The sequence below is a fragment of the Rickettsia helvetica genome (assembly GCF_963970025.1).
GTDB lineage: Bacteria > Pseudomonadota > Alphaproteobacteria > Rickettsiales > Rickettsiaceae > Rickettsia > Rickettsia helvetica.
The window spans coordinates 54,832-79,364 of record NZ_OZ018776.1 but is presented as its reverse complement, the minus strand read 5'-3'; the positions used below and the strand labels follow the sequence as shown (position 1 = coordinate 79,364).

Sequence of the window (24,533 nt, the reverse complement as noted above, 5' to 3'; positions counted from 1 at the left end):
AGGTTTACTGAATGAAAAATAAAATCAAAATTCGTTTAAAATCATTTGATCATCGTAGTCTTGATCAAGCTACAAAAGAGATAGTTAATGTTGTTAAAAGAACGTTTGCTAACATTAATGGTCCTATTCCTTTACCTAGAAAAATTGAAAGATTTACCGTAAATAGGTCTCCTCATGTACATAAGAAGTCAAGAGAGCAATTTGAAATTAGAAAGCATAAAAGATTATTAGTTATAGATGATCCGAATCCGGCGGTTGTTGATGCTTTAAGTAAAGTTGATTTAGCAGCAGGTGTTGATGTAGTGATTGAATTAGAGAGTGGGGAATAAATGAGAACCGGTATAATTGCTCAAAAAATTGGGATGACTAGTGTTTTTAATGATAAAGGAGAAAGAATTTCTTTAACATTAGTAAAAGTTGATGATTGTCAAGTAGTAGGGCATAAAACTCTAGAAAAGCATGGATATAATGCTTTGGTTATCGGTGTAAAAGATAAAAAAATATCTAGAGTAACCAAACCTATGAAACAAGTTTTTGCTAATGCTAAAATGTCTCCTAAAACTAAACTAAAAGAATTTAGAATTTCTGAAGAGAATTTTATTGATATAGCAGCAAGTCTAGAAGTAGATCATTTTACGGCAGGACAATTTGTGGATATAACGGCAACTACTATAGGTAAAGGATTTGCCGGTAGTATGAAAAGACATAATTTTAGAGGTCTTGAAGCTTCTCACGGTGTTTCTATATCCCATCGTTCACACGGTTCTACAGGACAAAGACAAGATCCAGGAAAGGTTTTCAAAGGCAAAAAAATGGCCGGTCATATGGGATGTAACCAAGTTACTATTCAAAATTTGAAAATATTTGCCGTTGATAAAGAGCGTAAGCTTATTATGATTCAGGGTAGTATACCTGGTCATAAAAATTCGTATCTTTCAGTAAAAGATGCAATAAAAAAGATTTCAATAACTGTATAATAGATATTTAGACATACTTGTTGAGGTTAAAGATTATCAAATTAACAAAAATGCCATGCAATATTATTTATATAAAAGTTTTATATAAGACTGTATAAGGTTAAATAAAGATGAAAACTAAAATATTAAGTCTTGCTAATGAAGAAGTTGGTGAGATTAGCTTAAGTGAAGATATATTTGCTGTTGAATTTATTAGAGATGATATAATAAAGCGGGTTATTGATTGGCAGAGAGCTAAAGCAATGTCCGGTAACCATAAAACTAAAACAGTATCAGAAGTATCAGGAACCACAAAAAAACCTTTTAAGCAAAAAGGTACAGGTAATGCAAGACAAGGCTCCCTTAGATCGGTACAGATGCGTGGTGGTGGTGTAGCTCACGGACCTAGAGTACGTAGTCATGCAACAAAATTACCTAAAAAAGTACGAAAACTTGGTTTAATTCATGCTTTATCCGAGAAATTTGCTGAAGGAAAATTATTAGTAATAGATTCTTTAAAGCTAGATAAGCCTAAAACTTCTGCTCTTATAAATATATTAAACAAATTTCAAGGAAAAAGTTTCTTTGTAATAGACGGAAATGAAGTAGATATTAATTTTTCTTTAGCTGCAAAAAATATTTATAATACTGTGATTGTTCCACAAATAGGAGCAAATGTTTATGATATAATACGACATGAATATGTCCTGTTATCACAAGAAGCAGTGAGTGTTTTAGAAGAGAGGTTAAGATGAGTTCTTATAAATACTACGATTTAATTAGAAAACCTATTATTACAGAAAAAACTACAACCCTTTCAGAACAAAATAAATGCGCTTTTTATGTAGATAAATTTGCTGAAAAACTTACCGTTAAAAAGGCTATAGAAGAAATATTTAAAGTAAAAGTAAAAAAAGTGAATATTTTAAACGTTAAAGGTAAGAAGAAAAGATTTAAAGGAATTATAGGGACTCAAATCAATAGAAAGAAAGCTATTGTTACATTAGAAAAAGACCATAATATCGATTTTGCCGGAGGAATTAAATAAATGGCTTTAAAAAACTTTAATCCAATTACTCCTTCTCTTAGAGAGTTAGTTCAAGTTGATAAAACTAGTTTATGGAAAGGCAGACCTTTAAAATCTTTGACCAAAGGTATATCTAAAACCGGTGGACGAAATAATCAAGGTAGAATTACTTCTTGGCACAGAGGTGGAGGACATAAAAAATTATATCGTGTTATTGATTTTAAAAGAAATAAAATAGATATTGCTGCTATTGTCGAAAGAATAGAGTATGACCCTAATAGAACTGCTTTTATTGCTTTAATAAAATATGAAGACGGGGAATATTCTTATATTTTAGCACCGCAAAAATTATCTGTAGGTGATAGAGTAATATCAAGTCAAGATGCTGATATAAAAATAGGAAATTGTTTACCTTTAAAATTTATTCCTATCGGTACTACTTTACATAATGTTGAAATGAAAGTCGGTAAGGGCGGCCAAATTGCAAGATCTGCAGGTACTTCAGTAGATCTAGTAGGTAAAGATTCAGGATATGCTCAGATTAAATTAAGATCAGGTGAATTTAGGTTAGTACCTTTAGATTGTAAAGCTACTATAGGTAGTATATCTAACCCGGATCAAAAAAATATTAATTTAGGCAAAGCAGGTAGAAATAGATGGCTCGGTTGGAGACCGCATGTTAGAGGTGTAGCAATGAATCCTGTAGATCACCCTCATGGCGGTGGTGAAGGTAAAACTTCAGGAGGGCGCCATCCTGTTACTCCTTGGGGATTCCCAACCAAGGGTAAGAAGACACGTAAAAATAAACGTACTTCAAAATTTATCGTAAAGAAAAGAAAATAGATTTTAAATTAATTAGGTATTAGTATGGCACGTTCAATATGGAAAGGGCCTTTTGTAGACGGTTATTTAATAAAGAAAGTTCAAAAATTAATGGAATCAGGTAAATCTGAAATGATTAAAACTTGGTCTAGAAGATCAACGATTTTACCTATTTTTGTAGGGTTTACCTTTTCTGTTCATAATGGAAAGAAATTTATTCCGGTTTCTGTAAATGAAGAAATGGTTGGAAGAAAATTAGGTGAATTTGCTCCTACTAGAACATTTCACGGTCATGGAGCAGATAAAAAAGTTAAAAGAAAGTAAAGATTTATATGGTACAGGAAAATAAAAATTTTGCTACGGCAAAAGCTAAATCTATTAGAGTAAGTCCAAGGAAGCTAAATTTAGTTGCAGCCTTTATTAGAAATATGAAAGTATCTGAAGCATTGGTACAATTAACTTTTTCTCCTAAAAGAATTGCAAAAGTTGTAAAAAATTGTTTACAATCTGCTGTTGCAAATGCTGAAAATAATTTAGGTCTAGATATAGATAGATTGGTTATTACTAAAGCAACTGTAGGTAAGGCTTTAGTAATGAAAAGAGTTATGCCAAGAGCAAAAGGAAGAGCAACTAGAATAAATAAGTTTTTTAGTAATCTTTATATAACTGTTACAGAAAAAGAGGATAATTAAAATGGGGCAGAAAGTTTGTGCACATGGTTTTAGAGTTGGACCGACTTTAATTAAAGGTTGGGATTCCGTATTATATGCAGAAAAACATTATAAAACTCTTTTTATACAAGATTTAAAAATTAGGGATTTAATAAATAAGGGTTTTAATCAAGCTCAAATTAGCAGAGTTTTAATCGAACGTCCTTCTAATAAAAGTATTATAGTTAATATTAATGCCAAAAAACCAAATATCATTATCGGTAGAAACGGTAGTGAAATTGATAAGCTAAAAAAAGCTGTCGAGAAAATGACTTCTTTAAAAGAAGTTTATATAAATATTCATGAAGTTAGAAAATTTAATATAGATGCTGCTATAGTAGCTCAAACTATAGCACTGCAGCTTGAAAAAAGAGTTTCTTTTAGAAAAGCCATGAAAACAGCAATTCAGGCTTCATTTAAACAAGGTGGACAAGGTATAAGGGTTAGTTGTTCAGGAAGACTTGGAGGTGCTGAAATTGCTAGAACCGAGTGGTATATAGAAGGAAGGATGCCGTTACATACTTTAAGAGCTGATATTGATTATTCAACAGCTGAGGCTATAACTACTTATGGAGTTATAGGGGTTAAAGTGTGGGTTTATAAAGGTGAATATACAGAAAATAAAAGATATAATTAATTTTAAGTATTAAAATGTTAGCTCCGAAAAAACAAAAATTTAGAAAAGCTCATAAGGGTAGAGTTGCTTCAAAAGCAAAAGCAGGTACGATGCTTGTTTTTGGATCGTTTGGTCTAAAATCTATAGACGGTTGGCGTGTTACTGCAAGACAAATAGAAGCAGGAAGGAAAGCTGCTACTAGATGTATGAAAAGGCAAGGAAGATTATGGATTCGCATTTTTCCGGATGTTCCCATTTCTAAAAAGCCTGCCGAAGTAAGAATGGGTAAAGGTAAAGGCTCTCCTGAATTTTTTGCAGTTAGAGTTTCGCCTGGAAGAATTATGTTTGAAATTGAAGGGGTAGAAGAAAATATTGCACTTAGAGCTTTGGAGCTTGCAAGTGCAAAATTACCTGTTAGAACAAGGATAGTGAGACGTTATGAATGATTTAAAATTATTAAGAAGTAAGTTATCTACTGAAACAATAGAAGAGCTTTATAAAAACCTTAATCTTTTAAAGAAAGAATTGTTTAATTTAAGATTTCAACAAGCTTTAGGTGAGTTAAAAAATACTAGTAGGTTTTCATTAGTCAAAAAGTCTATAGCACGTATTAAAACTGAATTAACAAAAAGATCTAATAGTGAGGAATATTAAAATGCCGAAAAGAGTATTACAAGGCGTGGTTATAAGTTCAAAAGCTGATAAGACGGTTACAGTAAAAGTAGAAAGAAAGTTTAAGCATCCTGTTTATAAAAAATTCGTGAAAGTTTCTAAAAAATATGCTGCTCATGATTCAGAAAATAAATATCAAGAAGGAGATAAAGTTAGTATAATTGAAAGTCGTCCTATCTCAAAAACCAAAACATGGATAGTGGTCAATGGGGAATAAAGTTTTTTAATCTTTGACTTTATAAGGTAGATTATTTATTTTATCTCTCGTGTATAAAAAATTGGAAGTAGTTTATGATTCAAATGCAGAGCATCTTGGAAGTTGCAGATAATTCCGGTGCTAAAAAAGTTATGTGTATTAAAGTTTTAGGTGGCTCTCACCATATGGTGGCAAAGTTGGGTGATGTTATAGTTGTATCTGTTAAAGAAGCTATACCCGGCGGTAAGGTTAAAAAGGGTGATGTTTATAAAGGCGTGATTGTTCGCACAAAGACCGGAGTAGTAAGACCTGACGGTAGTACAATAAAATTTGATAAAAACGCATTAGTGCTTTTGAATAAACAAGATGAACCTATCGGTACTAGAGTTTTCGGTCCTGTTACAAGAGAACTTAGAGCGAAAAAATATGTTAGAATAATGTCGCTTGCAGAGGAAGTGTTATAAATGATTAAATTAAAAGTAAAAAAAGGTGATGAAGTTGTTGTTATTACTGGAAAGCACAAAGGAACAAAAGGTAAAATATTAAAAGTTTTTCCTGAGGACAGTAAAGTAATTGTTTCTGGAGTAAATTTAGTAAAAAAGCATACTAAACCTAATCAAATGAGTGAAGGCGGGATAATAACTAAAGAATTACCTATACATATCTCAAATATTGCACACATCGATCCAAAAACCGGTAACCCTACCAAAGTAGCTTTTAAATTCTTAGAAGACGGTTCTAAGGTTAGAATAGCAAAGAAATCAGGGGAAATTATCGGTAAGGAAGGTAAATAATGTTAAGATTTAAAGAATTATATCAGCAAAAAATTATTGAAAACTTACAAAAAGAATTTTCTTATAAAAATAAACACGAAATACCACAAATTAAGAAAATTATTATAAATATGGGAGTAGGGGAAGCAATAGCTGATTCCAAGGTGATTAATAATGCAGTAAATGATCTCACATTGATTTCCGGTCAGAAGCCGGTTGTAACGTTAGCAAGAAAATCGATTGCAACCTTTAAGTTACGCGAAAATATGAAAATAGGCTGTAAGGTTACATTACGTAAAGATAGAATATATGATTTTTTAGAGAGGTTAGTAATTGTTGCATTACCTCGTGTTAAGGAATTTCGCGGTTTTTCTTATAAAAGTTTTGACGGTAAAGGAAATTTTACTTTTGGATTAAAAGAGCAGATAGTCTTTCCTGAAATTAATTACGATAAAATCGATACAATAAGGGGTATGGATATTACAATCGTTACATCTGCTAAAACGGATAAAGAAAGTAAGTATTTGTTATCAGGGTTTAATTTACCTTTTTATAATTAATTTTTAGGGTGTATAATGGCAAAAGTAAGTTCGATAAAAAAGAACGAAAGTAGGAAAAAAAAATCACAAAGTTTACATAATAAACGTTTAGCACTAAAAAGTAAAATTTATGATAAAAATATTTCATTAGAAGAGCGTTTTTCTTTGGTAATGTCGCTTGCACAATTACCTAGAAATTCATCGTCTACTAGAATAAGAAATAGATGTGAACTTACAGGTAGACCAAGAGGTGTTACAAGAAAATTCGGTATATCGAGGAATAAGCTTAGGGAATTAATAGGTAGAGGCTTAGTGCCCGGTATAGTTAAGTCAAGTTGGTAAAAGTCGATAGGTAAATAATATGTCAATGACGGATAATGTAGCAGATATGTTAACTAGAATTAGAAACGCTTATAAAAGTAAATTGATAAATGTTTCTTTTCCTAGTTCTAAAATTAAAACTTCAATTTTAGATGTTTTGCAAAAAGAAGGTTATATAAAAGATTATATAACTACTCAAAAAAATAATATTAGTTATACTGAGGTAGCTTTAAAATATTCTGTTAACGGTGATGCTTCTATATGCGAAATTCATAGAGTATCAAAGCCTGGAAAAAGAGTATATTCTGCTATTAAAGATTTGAAAGGATATTATAATAATATGGGTATATATATTCTTTCTACTCCTTACGGTGTTATATCTGATAGAGAAGCTCATATTAAAAATGTCGGCGGCGAAGTAATTTGTAAAGTATTTTAAGGTAAAAAAATGTCACGTGTTGGAAAATTGTCGATTATTATACCTGAAGGTGTAAAAGTTGGTTTAAATGATTTAGAGGTAAAAATATCCGGACCTAAAGGCGAATTATCAAAAACTTTTAAAGGTAATATCGCAATTTCATTGGCAGAAAATAAGCTTTTAGTAAAACCTTTAGCCGCAAATAAAAATGCACGTGCTATGTGGGGTACTGCAAGAAGCATAATATCAAATATGGTTACCGGCGTTAAAGAAGGGTTTAAGCTTAAACTTGAAATTAACGGAGTCGGTTACAGGGCAATGGTAAAAGGTAAATATTTAAATTTAATGCTTGCTAAAAGCCATAATACAAAAATTGAAATACCTTCAGATATTAAAATAGAAGTACCTAAGCAAAATATTATTATTCTTGAGGGAACAGATAAAGAAAAGTTAGGACAATTTGCTTCAATTATTATAAAACAGAGACCACCTGAGCCTTATAAAGGAAAAGGAATTAAATTTGAAAATCAATTTATACCACGTAAAGAAGGTAAGAAAAGTTAAATTTAAGAGTTAAATATGCGTAGTGCTAAGCTAAAATTTGAAAATAGAAGAAATAGAATAAGACATAAAATATCTAAAACATCTAATAGAGTTAGATTATCGATATTTAAGTCAGGTAGACATATATATGCACAAATTATCGATGATTCTAAGTCTATAACGATTGCTTCTGCTTCAACTTTAGATGAGAAAATAAAAAAATTAAAAAAATCTCATTGTAATATTGAAAATGCTATTAAAGTAGGTGAAGAAATAGCAAAAAAAGCTGATTCTGCAGGGATAAAAGAAGTAGTATTTGATAGAGGCGGATATAAGTATCATGGTATTGTAAAAGCTCTAGCTGATGCAGCTAGAGAGAAAATAAAATTTTAGGTTATAAGGTTGTAGTAATGTCTAAAGTTAAAAAAAATGAAGAGACTTTAAGCGAAGTTTTAGTTGATGTAAATAGAGTTACAAAAGTAGTAAAAGGCGGTAGAAGATTTACTTTTTCTGCTTGTGTAGTTGTCGGTGATAAAGCCGGCAGAGTCGGAGCGGGACACGGAAAAGCTAAAGAAGTAAACGAAGCTCGAGGCAAGGCGAAACAAGCCGCTAAAAAGAGAATAATGCAAGTACCTTTATATCAAAATAGGACTATTCACCATGATGTTGTCGGTAAAAGTGGAGCTGCTAAAGTGATTTTAAGAAGAGCTAAAGCAGGTACGGGCGTTATAGCCGGAGGGTCTATGAGAGCAATTTTTGATTCTTTAGGCATTCATGATATTGTTGCTAAATCAATAGGTTCAACGAATGTTTACGCAATGATTTCTGCAACATTTGATGCATTAAATAAACTTGCATCACCAAAATCTATTGCTATGAGAAGAGATAAAAAAGTAAATGAAATATCTGTAAAATCTTCTGATATTCAAGTTAATAAATAATGTTGCGTAAGTAAGGTGAAGTTATGAATAATAAGATCAATAATATAAAAATTACTCAAGTTAAAAGTGCTATAGGTCGTAAGTATGATCAAAGATTGACATTAGTTGGGCTTGGTTTAAACAAAATTAATAAGACTGTTATTCTTGAAAATACTAATTCAATCAAAGGAATGATTGAAAAAGTAAAGCATTTGTTAAAAATAGAAAATATGTAATTAGAGTTTTTAAATGAAATTAAATGAATTATATAATAATATAGGTGCTAAAAAAAATAAAAAAAGAATAGCACGCGGTATTGGTAGCGGTAAAGGAAAAACCGGCGGTAGAGGAATTAAAGGTCAAAAATCTAGATCTGGCGTTGCAGTAAAAGGTTTTGAAGGTGGTCAAACACCTATGATCAAAAGACTACCTAAAAGAGGGTTTAATTGTATTTCAACTAAAAAATACAATATAATAAATATTTATAATATTGAAGAAGCATTAGCCGATGGGCGTTTAAGTGTTGATAATACTATTACCAAAGAAAAACTGGTAGAAGTTGGATTAATTAATAACAAAAATAATAAAAATCTAGTGAAGTTATTATCTATTTGTAGTGATGATTTCGCTTCTCCTCTATCATTAAAATTAGATGCTTATTCTTCTAAAGCTAAGGATTTAATCGAGAAAGCAGGTGGAAAATTATTATAGTATATGGGGCAGAATTTTTCTAAAAAATCTGGTAATGATTTAGTTAGTCGCATTGTTTTTACTATTCTCATTCTTATAGTATGTAGATTTGGGTCTTTTATACCTATACCCGGTATAGATTCAATTGCTTTAAGTAGTGTGGCTGAAAAAAATCAATCCGGAATACTCGGAATGTTCAATATGCTATCCGGAGGATCGCTAGGTAGAATGTCTATTTTTGCTTTAGCAATTATGCCGTATATTACCGCCTCAATTATTATCCAATTAATGTCAGTTGCATATAAACCTTTGGAAAATTTAAAAAAAGAAGGGGAAGTCGGCAAAAGGAAAGTAAATCAGCTATCGAGATATTTAACGGTTCTGCTTGCTTCTTTTCAGGCTTATGGAGTTGCTATAAGTTTAGAGTCAATTGTAACAAATACCGGTCCTGTAGTAATTTTAGCGGGTTTTTTCTTTAGAGTTACAACCGTCATTACTTTAGTTGTAGGTACTATGCTATTAATGTGGTTAGGAGAACAAATTACACAACGCGGAATAGGTAACGGTACGTCTTTAATTATATTTATAGGTATAATTTCGGGAGTACCTAGTGCTATTATTAGTATGTTTGAATTATCAAGAAAAGGGGCATTATCGCCTTTAATAGCGATAGTTGTTTGTATTGGAGTGGTGGTATTAATAGCTATAATTATATTTTTTGAAAAAGCCCAAAGAAAATTATTGGTGCAGTATCCTAAAAGACAAGTAGGAAATAAAATTTATGGAGGAGAAGCAACGCATATGCCTCTTAAATTAAATACTTCTGGTGTAATACCTCCAATATTTGCTAGTTCAATTTTACTATTCCCTGCTACGCTTGCTAATTTTTCTAATAGTAATTCAGAAACTATGGGCATGCTTACTTATTATTTAGGGCATGGAAAACCCGTATATATTTTATTATATGTAGCATTAATTATGTTTTTTAGTTTTTTTTATACTGCAATAGTATTTAATTCTGAAGAAACTGCTAATAATTTAAGAAAATATGGTGCTTATATTCCGGGTAAAAGACCAGGAAAAAATACGTCTGATTATTTTGATTATATACTTACAAGGCTTACGGTTATAGGTGGGATATATTTAAGTATAATATGTGTAATTCCGGAGCTATTAATGAATAAGTATGTAATCTCTCTTTCTTTAGGAGGTACGAGTTTTTTAATTGTAGTGAATGTGGTACTTGATACTATGACGCAGATTCAAACTTACTTATTTAGTAGTAAGTATGAAGGTTTAATGAAGAAAGTAAAATTAAAAAATTAAAAATGAGCTTAAATAGTGATAGTAATTTTTTTAGGTCCTCCAGGAGCCGGAAAGGGAACACAAGGGAAAAAGATAGCTAAAAAAATTGATTTACCACATATAGCAATCGGTGATATATTTAGAACAATTATTAAAACATCAACTAGTGAAGCAGAATTAATTAATAATTATGTTAAGCAAGGGGAGCTTATCCCTAATGAAATAGTTAATCAAGTAATCAAAAATTTTTTATTATCCTCTGAATATAAAAACGGCTATATATTAGATGGATATCCACGTAATTTAGAGCAAGCGAAATTCTTTAAATCATTTATTAAAGAAAAAATTAAAATAATATATTTTGATGTTTCAGATGAATTATTAATTAAAAGAGTTTTAGGAAGATATAGTTGTAAAAATTGCGGTAAAATATATAATAGTTACTTCTTGCAGCCTAAAACTGATAATGTATGTGATGTTTGCGGTTCAAGTACATTTGATTATAGAAAAGACGATAATGAAGAAGTAATAAAAAAAAGAATTGAAGTATATAAAACAGAAACATATCCGTTAATAGATTATTATAAAAATAGTGGTAATTTTTATATAGTTAATGGAAGTAAAAATGAACAAGAAATAGAAATTGATATACAGAAAATACTAAAAATAAATTGACTTTATTAAAGATTTTTATATTATTTTCTAGTTACCAGTAAAATTTTGGAGATTATTTGTGGCAAGAATTGCAAGTGTTAATGTTCCCGATAATAAACGTTTAGTTGTGAGTTTAACTTACATTTACGGTCTTGGGCCTACTATGGCAGCAGAGATCTGTAATAAAGCAAAAATATCGAAAGATAAAAAAGTTAAAGAACTTACGGATCAAGAGTTAATAAGCTTACGTAATATTATTGAAAGCGAGTATAAAGTTGAGGGTGATTTAAGACGAGAAGTTACGCTTAATATTAAGAAGAAGAAAGATATAAGATGTTATCAAGGGCTTAGACATATACGTAAGTTGCCGGTGAGAGGACAGAACACGCATTCTAATGCTCGAACTAGAAAAGGTAAAGCTATTGCGATAGCCGGAAAGAAAAAAGCTGTAAAATAATAGTTTAAGTATAGAGTATAAATTAATGAATCAGACGGTTAAAGTTAAGAAAAAGAAAAAAACTATCACTCTTGGTGTTGTGCATATCCGAGCATCATTTAATAATACTATAGTAACATTTACTGATATCCAAGGTAATACTATGTCTTCTGCATCGGCAGGAGGTAATGGGTTTAAAGGGGCAAGAAAAGCAACACCTTATGCAGCTCAAGTAACAATTGATAGAGCCTCGGAAAAAGCAAAAGAATATGGTCTAAAAACTATTTCTATTAGGATTGGAGGACCGGGAGCTCAGCGTGAATCAGCAATGAGAGCTTTATTCAGACAAAATTTTGTGGTTACATCAATTTTAGATGTATCGTCAATTGCTCATAATGGAGTAAGACCGCCAAAAAGAAGAAGAGTATAAGAGAATCATAGGTATTAAATGTTATCGTTAAGTAAAAATTGGAATACTTTAATAAAGCCGAATAAAGTTGCTTATGAAAATTTTCCGGAAACCAATAATAAAGCTAAAATTGTAGTTGAACCTTTAGAAAGAGGTTTTGGTTTAACACTCGGTAATGCTATGAGAAGAGTATTACTTTCTTCTTTACAAGGAGCGGCTATCACTTCTATAAAGATCCCTGCTATAGAACATGAATTTTCTTCTATACCCGGTGTAAAAGAAGATGTATCGGAAGTAATTTTAAACATTAAAGGTATTGAAGTAAAAATGCATGTTGCGGAAAAACGTATCGTGAAATTAAAAGCAACAGGACCTTGTGTTGTAACGGCCGGTATGATTGAAACAGGTCATGATGTAGAAATACTGAATCCGGATCATGTAATTTGTGATCTAGTTAAGAACAAGCAGCTTGAAATGGAATTAACTTGTAAGGTTGGTAAAGGATATGTACTTAGCACAAATAGTTATGAGGATAATTTACCTATTGGTGAAATAGCTATAGATGCTTTATTTAACCCGGTAAAAAGTGTTACTTATAAGGTAGAAAATACTAGGGTAGGTCAGGTTACCGACTATGATAAATTAATTATGTTTGTAGAAACTAACGGTGATTTATTACCTGAAATGGCTGTAGGTTTAGCTGCACGTATTTTACAAGAGCAATTACAATTATTTATTTCTTTTGAAGAACAGGAAGAAGATAAGCAGGTTAAAACTGATGCTTTACCGTTTTCGCCTTATTTACTTAAGAGAGTTGATGAATTGGAGTTATCAGTTAGATCAGCAAATTGTTTGAAAAATGATAATATAATATATATAGGGGATCTAGTAAAAAGAACAGAATCCGATATGCTGAGAACTCCAAATTTTGGTAGAAAATCTTTAAATGAGATTAAAGAAATATTGGCAAAATTTAATTTAAGATTCAGTATGGATGTACCGGATTGGCCACCGGAAAATATTCAGGAATTATCTAAACGTTATGAAGATTCTTATAATTAAGGACTAATAAAAATGCGACATAAAATTAAAGGTAGAAAGTTAAATGTAACAAGTAGTCATAGGCAAGCAATGCTCGCTAATATGGCGGTAGCACTTGTAACTCATGAACAAATTAAAACTACTTTACCAAAAGCTAAGGAATTAAGACCTTATATTGAAACTCTAATTACTAAAGCTAAAAAAGCTGATTTAACGGTAAGAAGAAGCGTTTTATCAAAAATAAAAGATAAAAAAGCAGTAGAAAAGCTTATAAATATTTTAGGTACTAGATATAAAGATAGACCTGGCGGTTATACTAGAATAATAAAAGCCGGATTCCGTTATGGTGATTTAGCACCGATAGCATATATTGAATTTGTAGATAGAGATATTAATGCTAAAGGAAATATACAGCAAGATGTTAATGAAGATATTAAAAGTTAAATATAAAGGATTCGGTAATGGCTAATCATTCTTCAGCAAAAAAAGCTGCTAGACAAACAGTAAAAAGAACTCTAATCAATAAAAAAAGATCTAGTGCAATAAAAACTTTTATAAAGAAAGTGGTACATGAAATCAGTCTTGGTAATAAAGAAAATGCTAACTTAGCTTTATCTATTGCTCAGTCTAAGATAATGCAAGGTGTGAAAAAAAATATAATTAAATTAAATACCGCCTCAAGAAAAATCAGCAGATTATCAAGACAAATAAAAAGTTTGAACGAAAACAAATAACACTTTATAGGTAATTTAAAAGCAAAAACTAATAAAATTTTGCCAAATTATTTATATGTACTTCTTATTAATTATAAATAATGTTATTTTACTAATTAATAAAAAATATGGGCGATTAGCTCAGCTGGTAGAGTATCTCGTTTACACCGAGAGTGTCGGCGGTTCGAGTCCGTCATCGCCCACCAATCGAAAGTTTTTAGTATTTCAACGAAAACATCAAACAATGAATGAAGCTTAAACTCAAGCTTTTTAGTCTTAAATGTTATAATAGTTAAACCTATCAAGAAAAACAGTACTTTTGTGAAATGGCATTTCTAACTAAGTATATATTAGTTAATAATTTAATGCCATTGCAAGAAAATTACGAAGTAATTGACAAGACAATCCAGTAAAAAATACTAAATTTTAGCATTTTTGATTACTTTTTCTAAATTCCCACGTTCTTTACAGTTATAGTTTTTTGTTGTGTAGATCAGGAAACACGTTCAGTGTCATACAATATACCTCTTCGGAAACTCTACTTCTAGAGGTAATTTGTACGTCGATCCTTACCCCTCATCCTCACGTACTAGTATGTACGCTCCGGTTCGAGGTGAAGTGTCTCTTTCAAATTCCTCTCTAAATCCTCATTTCCGAAAAGGTCTAATAAAGTTTACGTAATTCGTTGACAAGAAGAAAACGAGAGGAGATTGTCCATTGAGAGATTGATAGTTACGTATTTCATTATAATATTACATTACTTGGCTATTTTTTCTGGAACCTGCGGTCAAGCGAGCTAGGATGACATGGGTGGAATCGATCCACGTAATAATGCTATACCGTGATCAACAAGCCACGGTATGACACTGAATGAGTTTCTCCTGGTCCATACGAGTTTTTAAGAATCTTTCATATACATCATAATTCATAAAGCTTGATACAAGCGAATTTTGTACTCTCGCCTTTGCTTACATATTAATATACGCCTAGCTCGCTCGCCTTTAAATTTATCTTGTCGGAACCTTTCTGAACTATGATGTAACTCATTTTTGCATTATTTATTACTTTTGCCATTATTTTTACTAGCTTTTCAACTATGTAGAGGAAAAAAATAGCAAAGTATAAATTACGAGAGGAAGTAGAAGTTAAAGCAGCTAATAAAGCAAAATGATAGTTGCTAAAATATAAAATAATCAAAAGTCATTAATATATTTAAAGTTAAAAAATTATTTGTTATTGCAATTTTTTAATTTTAATTGTAATCAACTATTATTAATAAAAATAAAAAATAACTTTTATGGAAGATATAAGCTCTTGGAAAAAAAAGTTTGAAGTATGCGTTTACGCTAAAAAATTACTTGATAAACTCGAATATTTAAACGCTAAAGTAAAAAATCCTATTGATATAGAAGAGGTTAAAAAAGGCATTTACTACGCTCGTAAATATCACAGTTCTCAAATGCGTCAATCAGGTGATCCTTATTATTCTCATCCTATATGAGGTGACGATTATGCTTGCGGAGTTTGTAGCTGAAGCAGTTCCTAAGCTTTTTACGGCCATAATGCTACAAGCTGCTTTACTTCATGATACTATTGAGGATATAGAATTAACTGAAGAAATGATTAACGGCATTTTTGGAGCAGAGGTAGCGAAACATGTAGAAGGCCTAACTAGAATTAAACCTTACGGGAAAATCACTGCTGAAGAAAGCTTAAATCTATTAATTAAACAGAAAAGATATAATACGGCACTTATAAAACTTTTTGATAGAGTCCATAATATACAGACTTTAGGAGCTAAATCACCTGAGAAAGCTAAAAAAATTATTAAAGAGACTTTAATAAATTTTGTAACTATAGCTGCGTACTTTAAAATTCCAGTAATAAAAGAAAGGTTCTTATTTTTATGCTATCAGTATCTATATCCTAAAGACTATCAGCTGAAAAACAGTCACTAACGAAGTTTGAGGATAACTTTCAACCACTTTATCAAGCTTTTCAAAATATAATATCCCCCACGTAAAACCTATACTTACTGGAATTAATATAAACAATACTCCCCAATTATCAAAATATTTAACTAAAAACACTAGTCCAAAAGAGGTAATAATATGCATTAAAGCTCGTGATAAAGCAAATAACCAACTTGGATAAGTAAAACGTTTAAAAACTGGAAAACGTTTTATACATATAGATACTGCAGGAAAAGCATCAGGTCTAAATATAATAAAAAATGATTGTACAAACAGGACTTCGAAAGGACTACTTACATTTGACAATAAATAAGGATATATAAAAGCAAATAACCAAAATACTAACAATCTAAACTTTATAAGGATTATCGGATATATTTTATAGCATAAATAAGTTAATATTATATTTGATCCTAAATGTATCACTGAGACAAAAAAATTATTATGTATGATTTGTTCACTAGTATAGCCAAGGTATTTTTTAATATATTACTACAATGCGAGTAAGTAAAATAAAACGTGACAGGCCACATACATTCAATTAAAAAATAAGCTAAACAAGTTTTTTATTAACTTTTTCTTTAAAAAGAAAGTGGTTTTTTAAGTTTTTTAACATTTATATCTCCTTTCTCAATAGCACTTGATAAGCTTTCTTGAAGTTGACGTTTTGCATCTGTAAATACAGGAGTTTCACGTAAAGTAGTTCATGCAGTTAGTCCAATTACTGCAATGACGGCTCCCATCCAAAAAGCTATACGCCAATTAAAACTATAATTAGTAACTATGGTTGCCATACCGAGTGCTGCAACACCTCCTACAGTAGAAGCAGTGATAATTACAGCTATAGCTGAATATTGACTAGGAGGTTTTGTAATCTCAGTTAAGTAAATTTGAGCCCCCAATAATCTCGTCCATTGATGAGATCCCTTGAGCAACTCTACATAATGTTATAACTATAGTAGCAGCTATACCTATTTCTGAGTAAGGGGAAAGAGAGTCGCTGTAAAACAATACAGGTGATTGCCATAATAGCTGTGGTAATAATAACAGTTGCTTTTTTGCCTATATTGTCACCAATCCAACCAAATATTATAGCTCCTACCGGTCTAAAAACGAAAGTAGAACAAAACGCAAAAGCATTAAGAAGTGAATTAACAAAAGGATCATACTTAGGAAAAAATAAATGATTTAATAACACAGCCATATGCACGTATAGCATAAGGTCAAAATACTCAAGAAACGTACCGATAGATAAAATAAAGTCCTATTGCTTCTTTTTGCTTACGTGTTAAACTTCTTTGTTCTTTCTCATAGCCGAGTATAATATCTTTACAAAAGTTAAATTGTAAAGATATTATACTGTTTTATATAAAAGTCAATAGGAAATTTCGCTTTATACGATAAATAAGGAAGTGAAGTACAACTTACCATTAGCTTATTTTTACCTATTCACTAATGATGTTAATAGTATGATAATAAACTAATTGAGAAAAAAAATACTTGTACGTCAATCCGGTACTCATATCCTCACATACTTTTTGTATACTGCAGTGTGAGGTGAGTGTTTCCTCTTTATAAGATAGGTTATGCAAGAGGTCTATTGATAATTTCCTATTTACCTTATTAACCCTAAATCTTTTTTTGCAATACTTTTTATATAATTATTTGGCGTACCTGTATTTTTATTAGAAATAGTATTGTTATTAATTAATTGTTTCCCGATTCTATTTGCTATATTTTCTGTGCCGCTTAGTTCTAATTTCTTTTTTAACTGTATTGTTTTGTATTCCTTATGATCATTAGTATTTGCATTTTCAACTGCTTTTGTTAACACACTTTTATGAGTAGTTATTTGCTCCGGTTGTTTATAAAAAGGACTATGTGCTCTACCTATATCTTTCAGTATATCTACTATTATATTTTGTGATGTTATTTTTTTTGTATCAGCATATTCTGATGCTGTCCTTAATGTTATTTCTTTACTAAGCTGATTAAATCTCTGTTGTTTTTCTTGATCGGTAAATCTAAAGTAATTCTTATCTTGTAGTAAAGCGGTTAATGCTTCGGTTTGAATAGTTTGTTTATACCCTATCTCTGCTAATGCTTGTATATTTTTATAATTACCTATATCTGCTTTTTGTTTTTCTATATTAATATTATGGTTTAGCTCCTTAATTAATTTTATTCTATCCTGGCTCTGATTTACCGAATCTTTAGAACCTTTTAATGATTGTAATCCTATATTTATTGATGAAATTATTTGTGCTACATTATTACCGACTATAGCTGCAGATATCCCCGCCACGTTTACTATATTACTTATTCCATTTGTTATAACCGATGCTATAAATAATGATTTGGTACCTTTATTACTTTTGTCTTTCGTTTGATGCTGATCATTATGTATATATAAATCATCTTTTAAAATATCTTTTAACTTTGGATCAATTTTTAAAAGGGCTTGTTGTTTACTCAAATCATCACGATGTTTTTCTAATAATTTATTTTCTTGTGTAAGAAGACGTATCTTTCGAGTATGTACTACATCTATTATTGCTTTACCTACTATAGATGTTGCCATGGCAGTAGCTGATACAAACATAAATGGAGTTGTTGCAGGTGCTATAGTTACCAGCATAATACTACTTGCTATTAATCCGAGTACACTAGCTGTGGTTTTATTAAAAAGAATCTTTCCTGTTACGTTGCTTATTTTCTTTATATTATTCCATGTCTTTGAGGTCTTAATACTATTTATGATATTGGATGTTTTTGAGTTAGTTTGTGCTTTATGCTCACTTTTATAAATAGTATTTGGGTGTTGTTTATGGTTTTTTAAGGCGTTTGTGCCTCTACTCATTAATTTTTGTATCCGTTCTTGCTCTATTATATATAAATCATCTTTACTTTTTACTATTTCTTGAGAAATTATACGCTCTAAGTTACGCCTTTGTATAGCTTCTATATCATCCATACTTCTAAATATCGGAGGCTGCTTTTTAGGTACTGTGTCTGTATTATTAGATGATACATTTTTTCTCTGCTCCTTAGGAATTACAATATCTAAATCTTTTTCTAGTGATTGTGCATATTTATTTTCTTCTTCTATAGGTCTTGCCATTCTATTCGCTCTATTTGTATGCCTTTAATCTGTTTTAGGGTACATTATAGATAATTATTAAAATTTGTTAGTAGCTATCTATAATTAAATTACTTAAAATGCAAATTTAGGGTAAATCTTTGTCGTGAATTAGTGTGAATAGAGCAAAGAGAGATAAATAATAACATAAACTAACTAAAAATTATTGTATTATTAAAAAATTCATATATTAATTAAAATACAAAGTTATTTATTAATCATTATGTCAAATACATCTAAGTTAGAAAATCACTATAATAAATTGTTACAAGATATCATGCTTAAAACATTGGAGCAAAATAAAACTGTAGAAACCTATTTAATACAAGAAGATTTTAGTAGTGCTTTAAATGAACTACAAAAAATAAACGAAAAGCTTGAAGAATATTGTAAGGTTTTTTCTCTGTTTGAAATAATTAAAACCGAACTAGCTGAAGAAGATAAAGTATATAACTAATTTAATTTATATAAAAGGTGAGAGCCACATTTCGCCTTTTATATTCAATAATAATTTCCTACTTCAACTTCTAGCTTTTTAAAATGTGATATACCGAGGCTATACCCTATAATAATAGGAATTACTATCATCAACAATCCTAAATTATTAAGACGTTCTGTTAAATAAACAAGCCCAAAAGAACTAATTACATACATAGCGGCTCTTGAAGAAGCATATATAAAGCTAGCATAGGTAAATCGTTTAAAAACCGGAAAACTTTTATAAAATATTGGAATTGCCGGAAATTCACTTGGAGAAAAAGTAACTACAATTAGTTGAATTAAGAGAATTTGCCAGCCTTGCGTTATATTATCTAATATTAATGGACTAAATAGAAGAAAAGTTAAAAATATTACTAATTGCGTTTTTAAAATTTTTAGTGGATGAAATTTATAGCATAAACACGTAAGTACTAGTGCTACAAAAAATTCTACTATAGAAATAATGAAAGTTTGATGTATTACTGCTTCAGTGGTATAGTGCAACGAATCTTTAAGTATATTACTACAATGAATATAAGCAAAATAAAACCACACCGGTTGTGCTAGTTGTATTAAAAAATAATAGATTGCAGTCTTCTTATTAACTTTTTCCTGCCATACAGGATTATTTTTTATCTTTGCTACATCAATTATATTACTATCTTTTATAGTTTCTTGTATTCTACGCTTATAGCATCAACAAAATTCGGTGTTTCACGTAAAGTAGTCCTAGCAGCACTACCTATTAATGCAATTCCTGCACCTACCCAAAATGCGATACGCCAATTAAAGCCATAGGGATGTAACTAAGGTTGCTACGCCAAGGGCCAAAGTTAATCCTAAGCTAGCACACACCCCTACAAATGTTACGGCAGGAAAGCGTTTAGGAACTCCGACAGATTCCGTTAAATATAATTCTGCTCCTACTTTCCCCCATGGATGATATACCTTGCACTATACAGCATATTGTTACTATCCAAGCGGCACTAGCACCTACTTGAGCATATAAGTAGGAAGATTAACCATAACGATGCAAGAAAATGACATTAAAATAGTGATAATAATGACTGTGGATTTCCGACCTATATTATCTTCTATCCAGCCAAATAATAAAGCTCCTAAGGGGTCTAAAAATAAAAGTAGAACAAAAAGAAAAAGCGGCAAGAAGTCGATTAACGTGAGTATCATATTACGGAAAGAAAAGCTCATTAAGTAGTACTGCCATATGAACATATAGCATAAGATCAAAATACTCTAAAAAAGTACCTATAGATAGTAAGCCTATAGCCCGTTTTTGTTCTCTGTTTAAACTTTTTTGTTTTTTTCGTATCCCAACACAATTTTTTCTAAAAAGTTCATTTATAGAAAGGTTATATTGAGAAGATTTAAAGTCAAGGAAAAAGTTACAATATTTTATGATTATACTTATTTAAAACTTCTTTGACTAATGAAGTTGTTATTTTTCTTTTGGACATTAAGGCAACATGGTTAATATTTTCTAATATTTTTATGATTTTAGAATATTCCCTAGGCAAATTTACTAAAAGAAAATCTATTATTTGTCCGGATATTGTTACCGAAGAAATAGAAAAATGCTTAAATATTAGAATTTTGATTAATTCGTCGTCAGGTGAGTTTAATACAATACTAAGTACTGATTTAATACGTGAAGATAAATCGGGTAAAGTAAAATTTCTGCTTTTATCAGATGAGGTAAGTAAAAGATATTTTTGTTTTTCGTTAATAATATTAAATATATGAAGTAATGCTGGCTCTTGCCAGTTTTCAATATCTTCAATGATAAAAGCATTATATTGTTCTAAAATTTCTTCATTAAAAAAAATATCTTTAATAATATAGGCATTGCTTAAATTTTGCCATATTTTGGTTAAATAAGTTTTGCCTGACGAAGAAGGTCCTTTAATTAATAAAGTAAATTTATAAGGATTAACGCCAAAGCCGCACTGCCAATTTTTTATAATATTATAAGCTTGATCGTTAGAACTAGAAACAATAAATTCATCAGGATGATATTTATTAGAAGTAGTAAAACGAAATATATATTGCTGCACTGTTATAAGAATTTTTTAGCCGTCTGTTCTATAGAATTTGCTAGATTTATAAAATTTAATTAGATTCAAGAGTAAAATTTTTGTAATCCCTGCAATCGGTATAGCAAAAAATATTCCAATAATTCCAAATAAACTGCTGCAAGCAAAAATCGAGAATATAATCCAAAGAGGATGCAACCCTATTTTATCACCGATAATTTTAGGGGTTAAAATATAAGACTCACAAATATTCCCAACTAAATAAATCATCATTATATATAATAATTTTGCGGTTATGCCGAAAGTTAAATAACCGATAATTAGAGTCAAAAGAAACGATATAAAAGTACCGATAAAAGGAATAATAACTAAAAACCCCGTTAAAATGCCAAGTAAAAGAGCAAGATCAATACCTATTACGGTAAATGCAATACTATAATAAGTAGATAATAATAAGCAAATATTTAGCTGTCCTCTTATGTAAGCAGATAACAGATTATTAATGGCCGATAATATTTCAAGGATTTTCGGTCGGGTTTTTATAGGTAATAATGATTTCATGTTTGCAATAATTTTAGCCCAATCACGTAGGAAATAGAATAATATTATAGGTATAAGTAAAAATAAAACAAATATGTTAATGGTAATAATGGTATAACGCCAAAAATTATTAGCAATACTACCAAGTATAGTAAATATACTATTTATAAAATTGCTTAAAGAATTCTTGATTTTATCGGCAATATCCGGTTCTATCGAATAAATTTTTGCCATTATAGGCGGTAATATTTCTGCCTGTAAATAATTTTTATATTTTGGAATATTATTTATAAAAGTAAAAATTTGTCCATAAATTATCGGCACTAAAATAGTTAAGCTTAAGAAAAATATGCTCAAAAATATCAAATAAATTATGCTTGATGCAAATTTATTTGATATTTTAAATTTTGATGCGATAAAACCTATAGCAGGTTGTAGTAAGTAAGATATTATAAATGCGATAAAAAATGGTTTTACTGTGTCTGAAATTAGCATAAAACCGCTTATAAAAAGCCCTAAAAAAACTAGCCAAAATATAGCGGTTCTATTCATATTCTTCTTCCCATTTTCTATACGAAGACCAACTTCAAAAAGAGCTAGGAGTCCACAAGGCGAGGTGAACTGCGTATACTTAATACGTGAGAACCGAAGCTCTTGTAGAACGACAACGCCAATTTTTGAAGTTCATCGAGTATTAAGGTTTTTTAACTACTTGCACGGTGGCAGGACGAAGTAGTCTATCCCTAATTTTATATCCTGATTGCATTAAAGTAATAATGCTATTCGGTACATGATCAGGATGTTCTATCTGCGAAATTGCATTATGTAAATTATAGTCGAACATTGATCCTATTTCCGGCTTTATTTCTTCAATATGATGTTTATGAAAGATTTTGTCCAGCTCATCTTTAGTCATTTGAACGCCTGCAATAATATTTGTGACTTCTACATCAGAATTTGCCGGTTTATGTGCTAATGCTCTTGAAAGATTATCACTAACATTTAGTAGTTCTTTAGCAAATGTAGCAATTGCATAATCTTTTGCTTCGTCACGTGCTTTTTCTAAACGCTTTCTTGTATTGTCTATCTCGGCAGTAGTTCTAATTAGCTTGTCTTTTAGCTCTTCAATTTCTGCTTTTAACGCTGTTATCTCCGGATTTGCCGTTTCAACTATCTCTTCAGCAATATCATTTATTGTTTGTTCATCATTTTCTATATTATCATCTATCATATTATTTACTTTATATTTATATCTTTATTTGAGATATATAGATATAATAAAAACTTTTTCAATGGTATACTCGTTTAATTTGAAAAATTGGCATCGTTACTTTTCGCTTATAATCCTCACGTACTATATATAGGCTGTGGTTGTAAGCTTCAAAGTGCCTTGCTCTTTTCCAAATTAAACTTCGTCTACCGATTCTGTATATTTATTAGGAGTACAAATTGTATTATGAGACAGTCAGGAAGAAAAAGCAACCAATTACGTCCTATTTCATTAGAATTATCCCCGCTTATTAATGCGGAAGGTTCATGCCTTATTAAAATCGGTAATACCCATGTCATGTGTAGTGCTACTTGCGAAGCTACCGTACCGCCATTCTTGAGGGGACAAAATCAAGGCTGGATTACTGCCGAGTATGGTATGCTTCCCGGTTCTACATCACAGCGTATTAAAAGAGAAGCGGCACTCGGAAAACAAGGCGGAAGAACGCAAGAGATACAGCGTTTGATAGGTAGGGCTATGCGATGTGTAATTGACTTGAAGAAACTAGGTGAGAAGCAAATTATCATAGATTGTGACGTTATTAATGCTGATGGCGGTACTAGAACAGCAGCAATAACGGGGAGCTATGTAGCGTTGCATCTAGCTATTAGATCCTTGATGAAAAAGAGAATTTTAAAAGTAAACCCGTTAATTAGTCAAATTGCAGCTATTTCTTGCGGTATATATAAAGGCGAGGCGATACTAGATTTGGATTATTTAGAAGATAGTGATGCCGAAGTGGATAGTAATTTTGTGTTTGCAGGTAACGGTAATTTAATCGAAGTACAAGGCATGGCAGAGAAAAATCCTTTTTCCGAAGAGCAGTTTTTAGCAATGTTAAAACTTGCTAAAGGCGGAGCTGCGGAATTATTGAAACTACAAAATCAAGTGCTGCTTGGGTCTTAGAGACATTAATTATATGGTTCTTTTGATGTTATTCCCGCATAGGCATTGTTGCGTGGACCGGGAAATGCTCTTGATGTCATTCCCGCGTAGGCGGGAATCCAGTAAAACATATAAAAAACTTATTTTTTATATGTTTATTTTATCAAATTATGTAAAACTTCTGTATCAATATTAAAGTTATTTTTCTGGATTCCTGCGGAAGCGGGAATGACATCGTGATACACGCAACAATGCCTATGCGGGAATAACATCGATTCATGCAACCAAACTTCCGCAGGAATAATGGATTTATTAAGTGTATGGATTATCATCAAAAGCAATATGTTCACCTGATAATTGTCTTATCTCGATTGGTATTATTTATAAATACCTTATGATTAAGATCTGTTACTTTAACATTACTATATGGTCCT

At 30.6% G+C, this 24,533-nt stretch carries 37 protein-coding genes, 1 tRNA gene and 2 pseudogenes; 32 read left to right on the top strand and 8 right to left on the bottom strand.

What is annotated here, in order from left to right:
- Positions 1-11: 11 nt before the first annotated feature.
- The 29 genes from rpsJ (at position 12) to AB1146_RS00380 (ending at position 13,967) form a co-directional block, all read left to right on the top strand.
- Positions 12-329, top strand: coding sequence for a 30S ribosomal protein S10 (gene rpsJ / locus AB1146_RS00520; RefSeq protein ID WP_010421654.1), 318 nt, complete (start codon positions 12-14; stop codon positions 327-329).
- Positions 330-977 (top strand): 50S ribosomal protein L3, encoded by a 648-nt coding sequence (rplC, locus tag AB1146_RS00515; RefSeq protein ID WP_010421656.1) that lies wholly within the window; start codon positions 330-332, stop codon positions 975-977.
- A gap of 110 nt (positions 978-1,087) precedes the next feature.
- On the top strand, positions 1,088-1,711 hold the full coding sequence (rplD, locus tag AB1146_RS00510) for a 50S ribosomal protein L4 (protein WP_010421659.1): 624 nt from the start codon (positions 1,088-1,090) through the stop codon (positions 1,709-1,711).
- Positions 1,708-2,004, top strand: coding sequence for a 50S ribosomal protein L23 (gene rplW, locus AB1146_RS00505; RefSeq protein ID WP_010421662.1), 297 nt, complete (start codon positions 1,708-1,710; stop codon positions 2,002-2,004). The genes rplD and rplW overlap by 4 nt, the downstream gene beginning before the upstream one ends.
- Positions 2,005-2,826, top strand: coding sequence for a 50S ribosomal protein L2 (gene rplB, locus AB1146_RS00500; RefSeq protein ID WP_010421665.1), 822 nt, complete (start codon positions 2,005-2,007; stop codon positions 2,824-2,826). It abuts the gene before it with no gap.
- Positions 2,827-2,850: 24 nt separating this feature from the next.
- Entirely contained in the window at positions 2,851-3,129 is a 279-nt protein-coding gene (gene rpsS / locus AB1146_RS00495) for a 30S ribosomal protein S19 (protein WP_010421667.1), read from the top strand.
- Between the two features lie 8 nt (positions 3,130-3,137).
- Positions 3,138-3,497 carry a 50S ribosomal protein L22 gene (gene rplV, locus AB1146_RS00490; protein WP_010421669.1) on the top strand — a complete coding sequence of 120 codons (360 nt, stop codon included), beginning with the start codon at positions 3,138-3,140 and terminating at the stop codon, positions 3,495-3,497.
- A 1-nt stretch (position 3,498) separates the two neighbouring features.
- A complete protein-coding gene (gene rpsC / locus AB1146_RS00485) occupies positions 3,499-4,152 on the top strand; it encodes a 30S ribosomal protein S3 (protein ID WP_010421672.1) in 654 nt (217 codons plus the stop codon).
- Between the two features lie 14 nt (positions 4,153-4,166).
- Positions 4,167-4,577, top strand: a complete 411-nt coding sequence (rplP, locus tag AB1146_RS00480; protein ID WP_010421675.1) for a 50S ribosomal protein L16 — start codon at positions 4,167-4,169, stop codon at positions 4,575-4,577.
- Positions 4,570-4,785, top strand: coding sequence for a 50S ribosomal protein L29 (gene rpmC / locus AB1146_RS00475; RefSeq protein WP_004596213.1), 216 nt, complete (start codon positions 4,570-4,572; stop codon positions 4,783-4,785). Before rplP ends, rpmC begins: the two co-directional genes overlap by 8 nt.
- 1 nt (position 4,786) lies before the next feature.
- Positions 4,787-5,020, top strand: coding sequence for a 30S ribosomal protein S17 (rpsQ, locus tag AB1146_RS00470; protein ID WP_010421733.1), 234 nt, complete (start codon positions 4,787-4,789; stop codon positions 5,018-5,020).
- Between the two features lie 74 nt (positions 5,021-5,094).
- Complete coding sequence (rplN, locus tag AB1146_RS00465) at positions 5,095-5,463, top strand: 50S ribosomal protein L14 (RefSeq protein WP_008580952.1); 369 nt, start codon at positions 5,095-5,097, stop codon at positions 5,461-5,463.
- Positions 5,464-5,793, top strand: coding sequence for a 50S ribosomal protein L24 (gene rplX / locus AB1146_RS00460; protein ID WP_010421747.1), 330 nt, complete (start codon positions 5,464-5,466; stop codon positions 5,791-5,793). It begins immediately after the preceding gene.
- Entirely contained in the window at positions 5,793-6,332 is a 540-nt protein-coding gene (gene rplE / locus AB1146_RS00455) for a 50S ribosomal protein L5 (protein WP_010421751.1), read from the top strand. Before rplX ends, rplE begins: the two co-directional genes overlap by 1 nt.
- Before the next feature lie 15 nt (positions 6,333-6,347).
- Complete coding sequence (gene rpsN, locus AB1146_RS00450) at positions 6,348-6,653, top strand: 30S ribosomal protein S14 (RefSeq protein WP_010421754.1); 306 nt, start codon at positions 6,348-6,350, stop codon at positions 6,651-6,653.
- 19 nt (positions 6,654-6,672) lie between these two features.
- A complete protein-coding gene (gene rpsH / locus AB1146_RS00445; protein WP_010421757.1) occupies positions 6,673-7,071 on the top strand; it encodes a 30S ribosomal protein S8 in 399 nt (132 codons plus the stop codon).
- Between the two features lie 9 nt (positions 7,072-7,080).
- Positions 7,081-7,614 carry a 50S ribosomal protein L6 gene (rplF, locus tag AB1146_RS00440; RefSeq protein ID WP_010421760.1) on the top strand — a complete coding sequence of 178 codons (534 nt, stop codon included), beginning with the start codon at positions 7,081-7,083 and terminating at the stop codon, positions 7,612-7,614.
- A gap of 15 nt (positions 7,615-7,629) precedes the next feature.
- Positions 7,630-7,986 (top strand): 50S ribosomal protein L18, encoded by a 357-nt coding sequence (gene rplR, locus AB1146_RS00435; RefSeq protein WP_010421763.1) that lies wholly within the window; start codon positions 7,630-7,632, stop codon positions 7,984-7,986.
- 17 nt (positions 7,987-8,003) lie between these two features.
- On the top strand, positions 8,004-8,534 hold the full coding sequence (gene rpsE / locus AB1146_RS00430) for a 30S ribosomal protein S5 (protein WP_010421767.1): 531 nt from the start codon (positions 8,004-8,006) through the stop codon (positions 8,532-8,534).
- Between the two features lie 23 nt (positions 8,535-8,557).
- Positions 8,558-8,749, top strand: a complete 192-nt coding sequence (rpmD, locus tag AB1146_RS00425; RefSeq protein ID WP_010421771.1) for a 50S ribosomal protein L30 — start codon at positions 8,558-8,560, stop codon at positions 8,747-8,749.
- Between the two features lie 13 nt (positions 8,750-8,762).
- Positions 8,763-9,224, top strand: a complete 462-nt coding sequence (gene rplO, locus AB1146_RS00420) for a 50S ribosomal protein L15 (RefSeq protein WP_010421774.1) — start codon at positions 8,763-8,765, stop codon at positions 9,222-9,224.
- 3 nt (positions 9,225-9,227) lie between these two features.
- The gene (secY, locus tag AB1146_RS00415) at positions 9,228-10,529 is read left to right on the top strand and encodes a preprotein translocase subunit SecY (protein ID WP_355404022.1); all 1,302 of its coding nucleotides are present in this window, start codon (positions 9,228-9,230) and stop codon (positions 10,527-10,529) included.
- A 15-nt stretch (positions 10,530-10,544) separates the two neighbouring features.
- A complete protein-coding gene (locus AB1146_RS00410) occupies positions 10,545-11,183 on the top strand; it encodes an adenylate kinase (RefSeq protein ID WP_010421777.1) in 639 nt (212 codons plus the stop codon).
- Positions 11,184-11,241: 58 nt separating this feature from the next.
- The gene (gene rpsM / locus AB1146_RS00405; RefSeq protein ID WP_010421779.1) at positions 11,242-11,619 is read left to right on the top strand and encodes a 30S ribosomal protein S13; all 378 of its coding nucleotides are present in this window, start codon (positions 11,242-11,244) and stop codon (positions 11,617-11,619) included.
- 25 nt (positions 11,620-11,644) lie between these two features.
- Positions 11,645-12,028 (top strand): 30S ribosomal protein S11, encoded by a 384-nt coding sequence (rpsK, locus tag AB1146_RS00400; RefSeq protein WP_010421782.1) that lies wholly within the window; start codon positions 11,645-11,647, stop codon positions 12,026-12,028.
- Between the two features lie 18 nt (positions 12,029-12,046).
- A complete protein-coding gene (locus AB1146_RS00395) occupies positions 12,047-13,069 on the top strand; it encodes a DNA-directed RNA polymerase subunit alpha (RefSeq protein ID WP_010421785.1) in 1,023 nt (340 codons plus the stop codon).
- A 12-nt stretch (positions 13,070-13,081) separates the two neighbouring features.
- Positions 13,082-13,492 carry a 50S ribosomal protein L17 gene (gene rplQ / locus AB1146_RS00390; protein WP_010421787.1) on the top strand — a complete coding sequence of 137 codons (411 nt, stop codon included), beginning with the start codon at positions 13,082-13,084 and terminating at the stop codon, positions 13,490-13,492.
- 17 nt (positions 13,493-13,509) lie between these two features.
- The gene (gene rpsT, locus AB1146_RS00385) at positions 13,510-13,782 is read left to right on the top strand and encodes a 30S ribosomal protein S20 (protein WP_010421789.1); all 273 of its coding nucleotides are present in this window, start codon (positions 13,510-13,512) and stop codon (positions 13,780-13,782) included.
- 109 nt (positions 13,783-13,891) lie between these two features.
- Positions 13,892-13,967: transfer RNA gene (locus AB1146_RS00380), tRNA-Val, on the top strand.
- Between the two features lie 366 nt (positions 13,968-14,333).
- On the opposite strand, the pseudogene AB1146_RS08465 reads toward AB1146_RS00380, so the two are convergent.
- Positions 14,334-14,402: pseudogene (locus AB1146_RS08465) on the bottom strand (ribose-phosphate pyrophosphokinase); the annotation flags it as partial.
- Between the two features lie 656 nt (positions 14,403-15,058).
- On the opposite strand from AB1146_RS08465, the pseudogene AB1146_RS00370 reads away from it, so the two are divergent.
- Positions 15,059-15,719: pseudogene (locus tag AB1146_RS00370) on the top strand (HD domain-containing protein).
- A 719-nt stretch (positions 15,720-16,438) separates the two neighbouring features.
- Here the strand turns inward: AB1146_RS00370 and AB1146_RS00365 are convergent.
- The 3 genes from AB1146_RS00365 to AB1146_RS00355 form a co-directional block, all read right to left on the bottom strand.
- Positions 16,439-16,636 (bottom strand): hypothetical protein, encoded by a 198-nt coding sequence (locus AB1146_RS00365; protein WP_010421801.1) that lies wholly within the window; start codon positions 16,634-16,636, stop codon positions 16,439-16,441.
- Between the two features lie 35 nt (positions 16,637-16,671).
- Complete coding sequence (locus tag AB1146_RS00360; RefSeq protein ID WP_355404015.1) at positions 16,672-16,938, bottom strand: MFS transporter; 267 nt, start codon at positions 16,936-16,938, stop codon at positions 16,672-16,674.
- A gap of 411 nt (positions 16,939-17,349) precedes the next feature.
- A complete protein-coding gene (locus AB1146_RS00355) occupies positions 17,350-18,855 on the bottom strand; it encodes a hypothetical protein (RefSeq protein ID WP_010421807.1) in 1,506 nt (501 codons plus the stop codon).
- Between the two features lie 241 nt (positions 18,856-19,096).
- On the opposite strand from AB1146_RS00355, the gene AB1146_RS00350 reads away from it, so the two are divergent.
- Positions 19,097-19,330 carry a hypothetical protein gene (locus tag AB1146_RS00350; protein WP_010421810.1) on the top strand — a complete coding sequence of 78 codons (234 nt, stop codon included), beginning with the start codon at positions 19,097-19,099 and terminating at the stop codon, positions 19,328-19,330.
- Between the two features lie 44 nt (positions 19,331-19,374).
- Here AB1146_RS00350 and AB1146_RS00345 read toward each other — a convergent pair whose 3' ends face one another.
- The 4 genes from AB1146_RS00345 to grpE all read right to left on the bottom strand — a co-directional run bounded on the left by AB1146_RS00345 (position 19,375) and on the right by grpE (position 23,175).
- Entirely contained in the window at positions 19,375-19,908 is a 534-nt protein-coding gene (locus AB1146_RS00345) for a hypothetical protein (RefSeq protein WP_010421813.1), read from the bottom strand.
- 848 nt (positions 19,909-20,756) lie between these two features.
- Positions 20,757-21,425 (bottom strand): HdaA/DnaA family protein, encoded by a 669-nt coding sequence (locus AB1146_RS00340; protein ID WP_010421819.1) that lies wholly within the window; start codon positions 21,423-21,425, stop codon positions 20,757-20,759.
- A 15-nt stretch (positions 21,426-21,440) separates the two neighbouring features.
- Positions 21,441-22,496: an AI-2E family transporter gene (locus AB1146_RS00335; protein WP_010421821.1), complete on the bottom strand. Its 1,056-nt coding sequence runs from the start codon at positions 22,494-22,496 to the stop codon at positions 21,441-21,443.
- 142 nt (positions 22,497-22,638) lie between these two features.
- Positions 22,639-23,175, bottom strand: coding sequence for a nucleotide exchange factor GrpE (gene grpE, locus AB1146_RS00330; RefSeq protein ID WP_010421823.1), 537 nt, complete (start codon positions 23,173-23,175; stop codon positions 22,639-22,641).
- A gap of 225 nt (positions 23,176-23,400) precedes the next feature.
- Here grpE and rph point away from each other — a divergent pair, with 225 nt between their 5' ends.
- Positions 23,401-24,120, top strand: a complete 720-nt coding sequence (gene rph / locus AB1146_RS00325; RefSeq protein ID WP_010421827.1) for a ribonuclease PH — start codon at positions 23,401-23,403, stop codon at positions 24,118-24,120.
- Positions 24,121-24,533 lie beyond the last annotated feature (413 nt).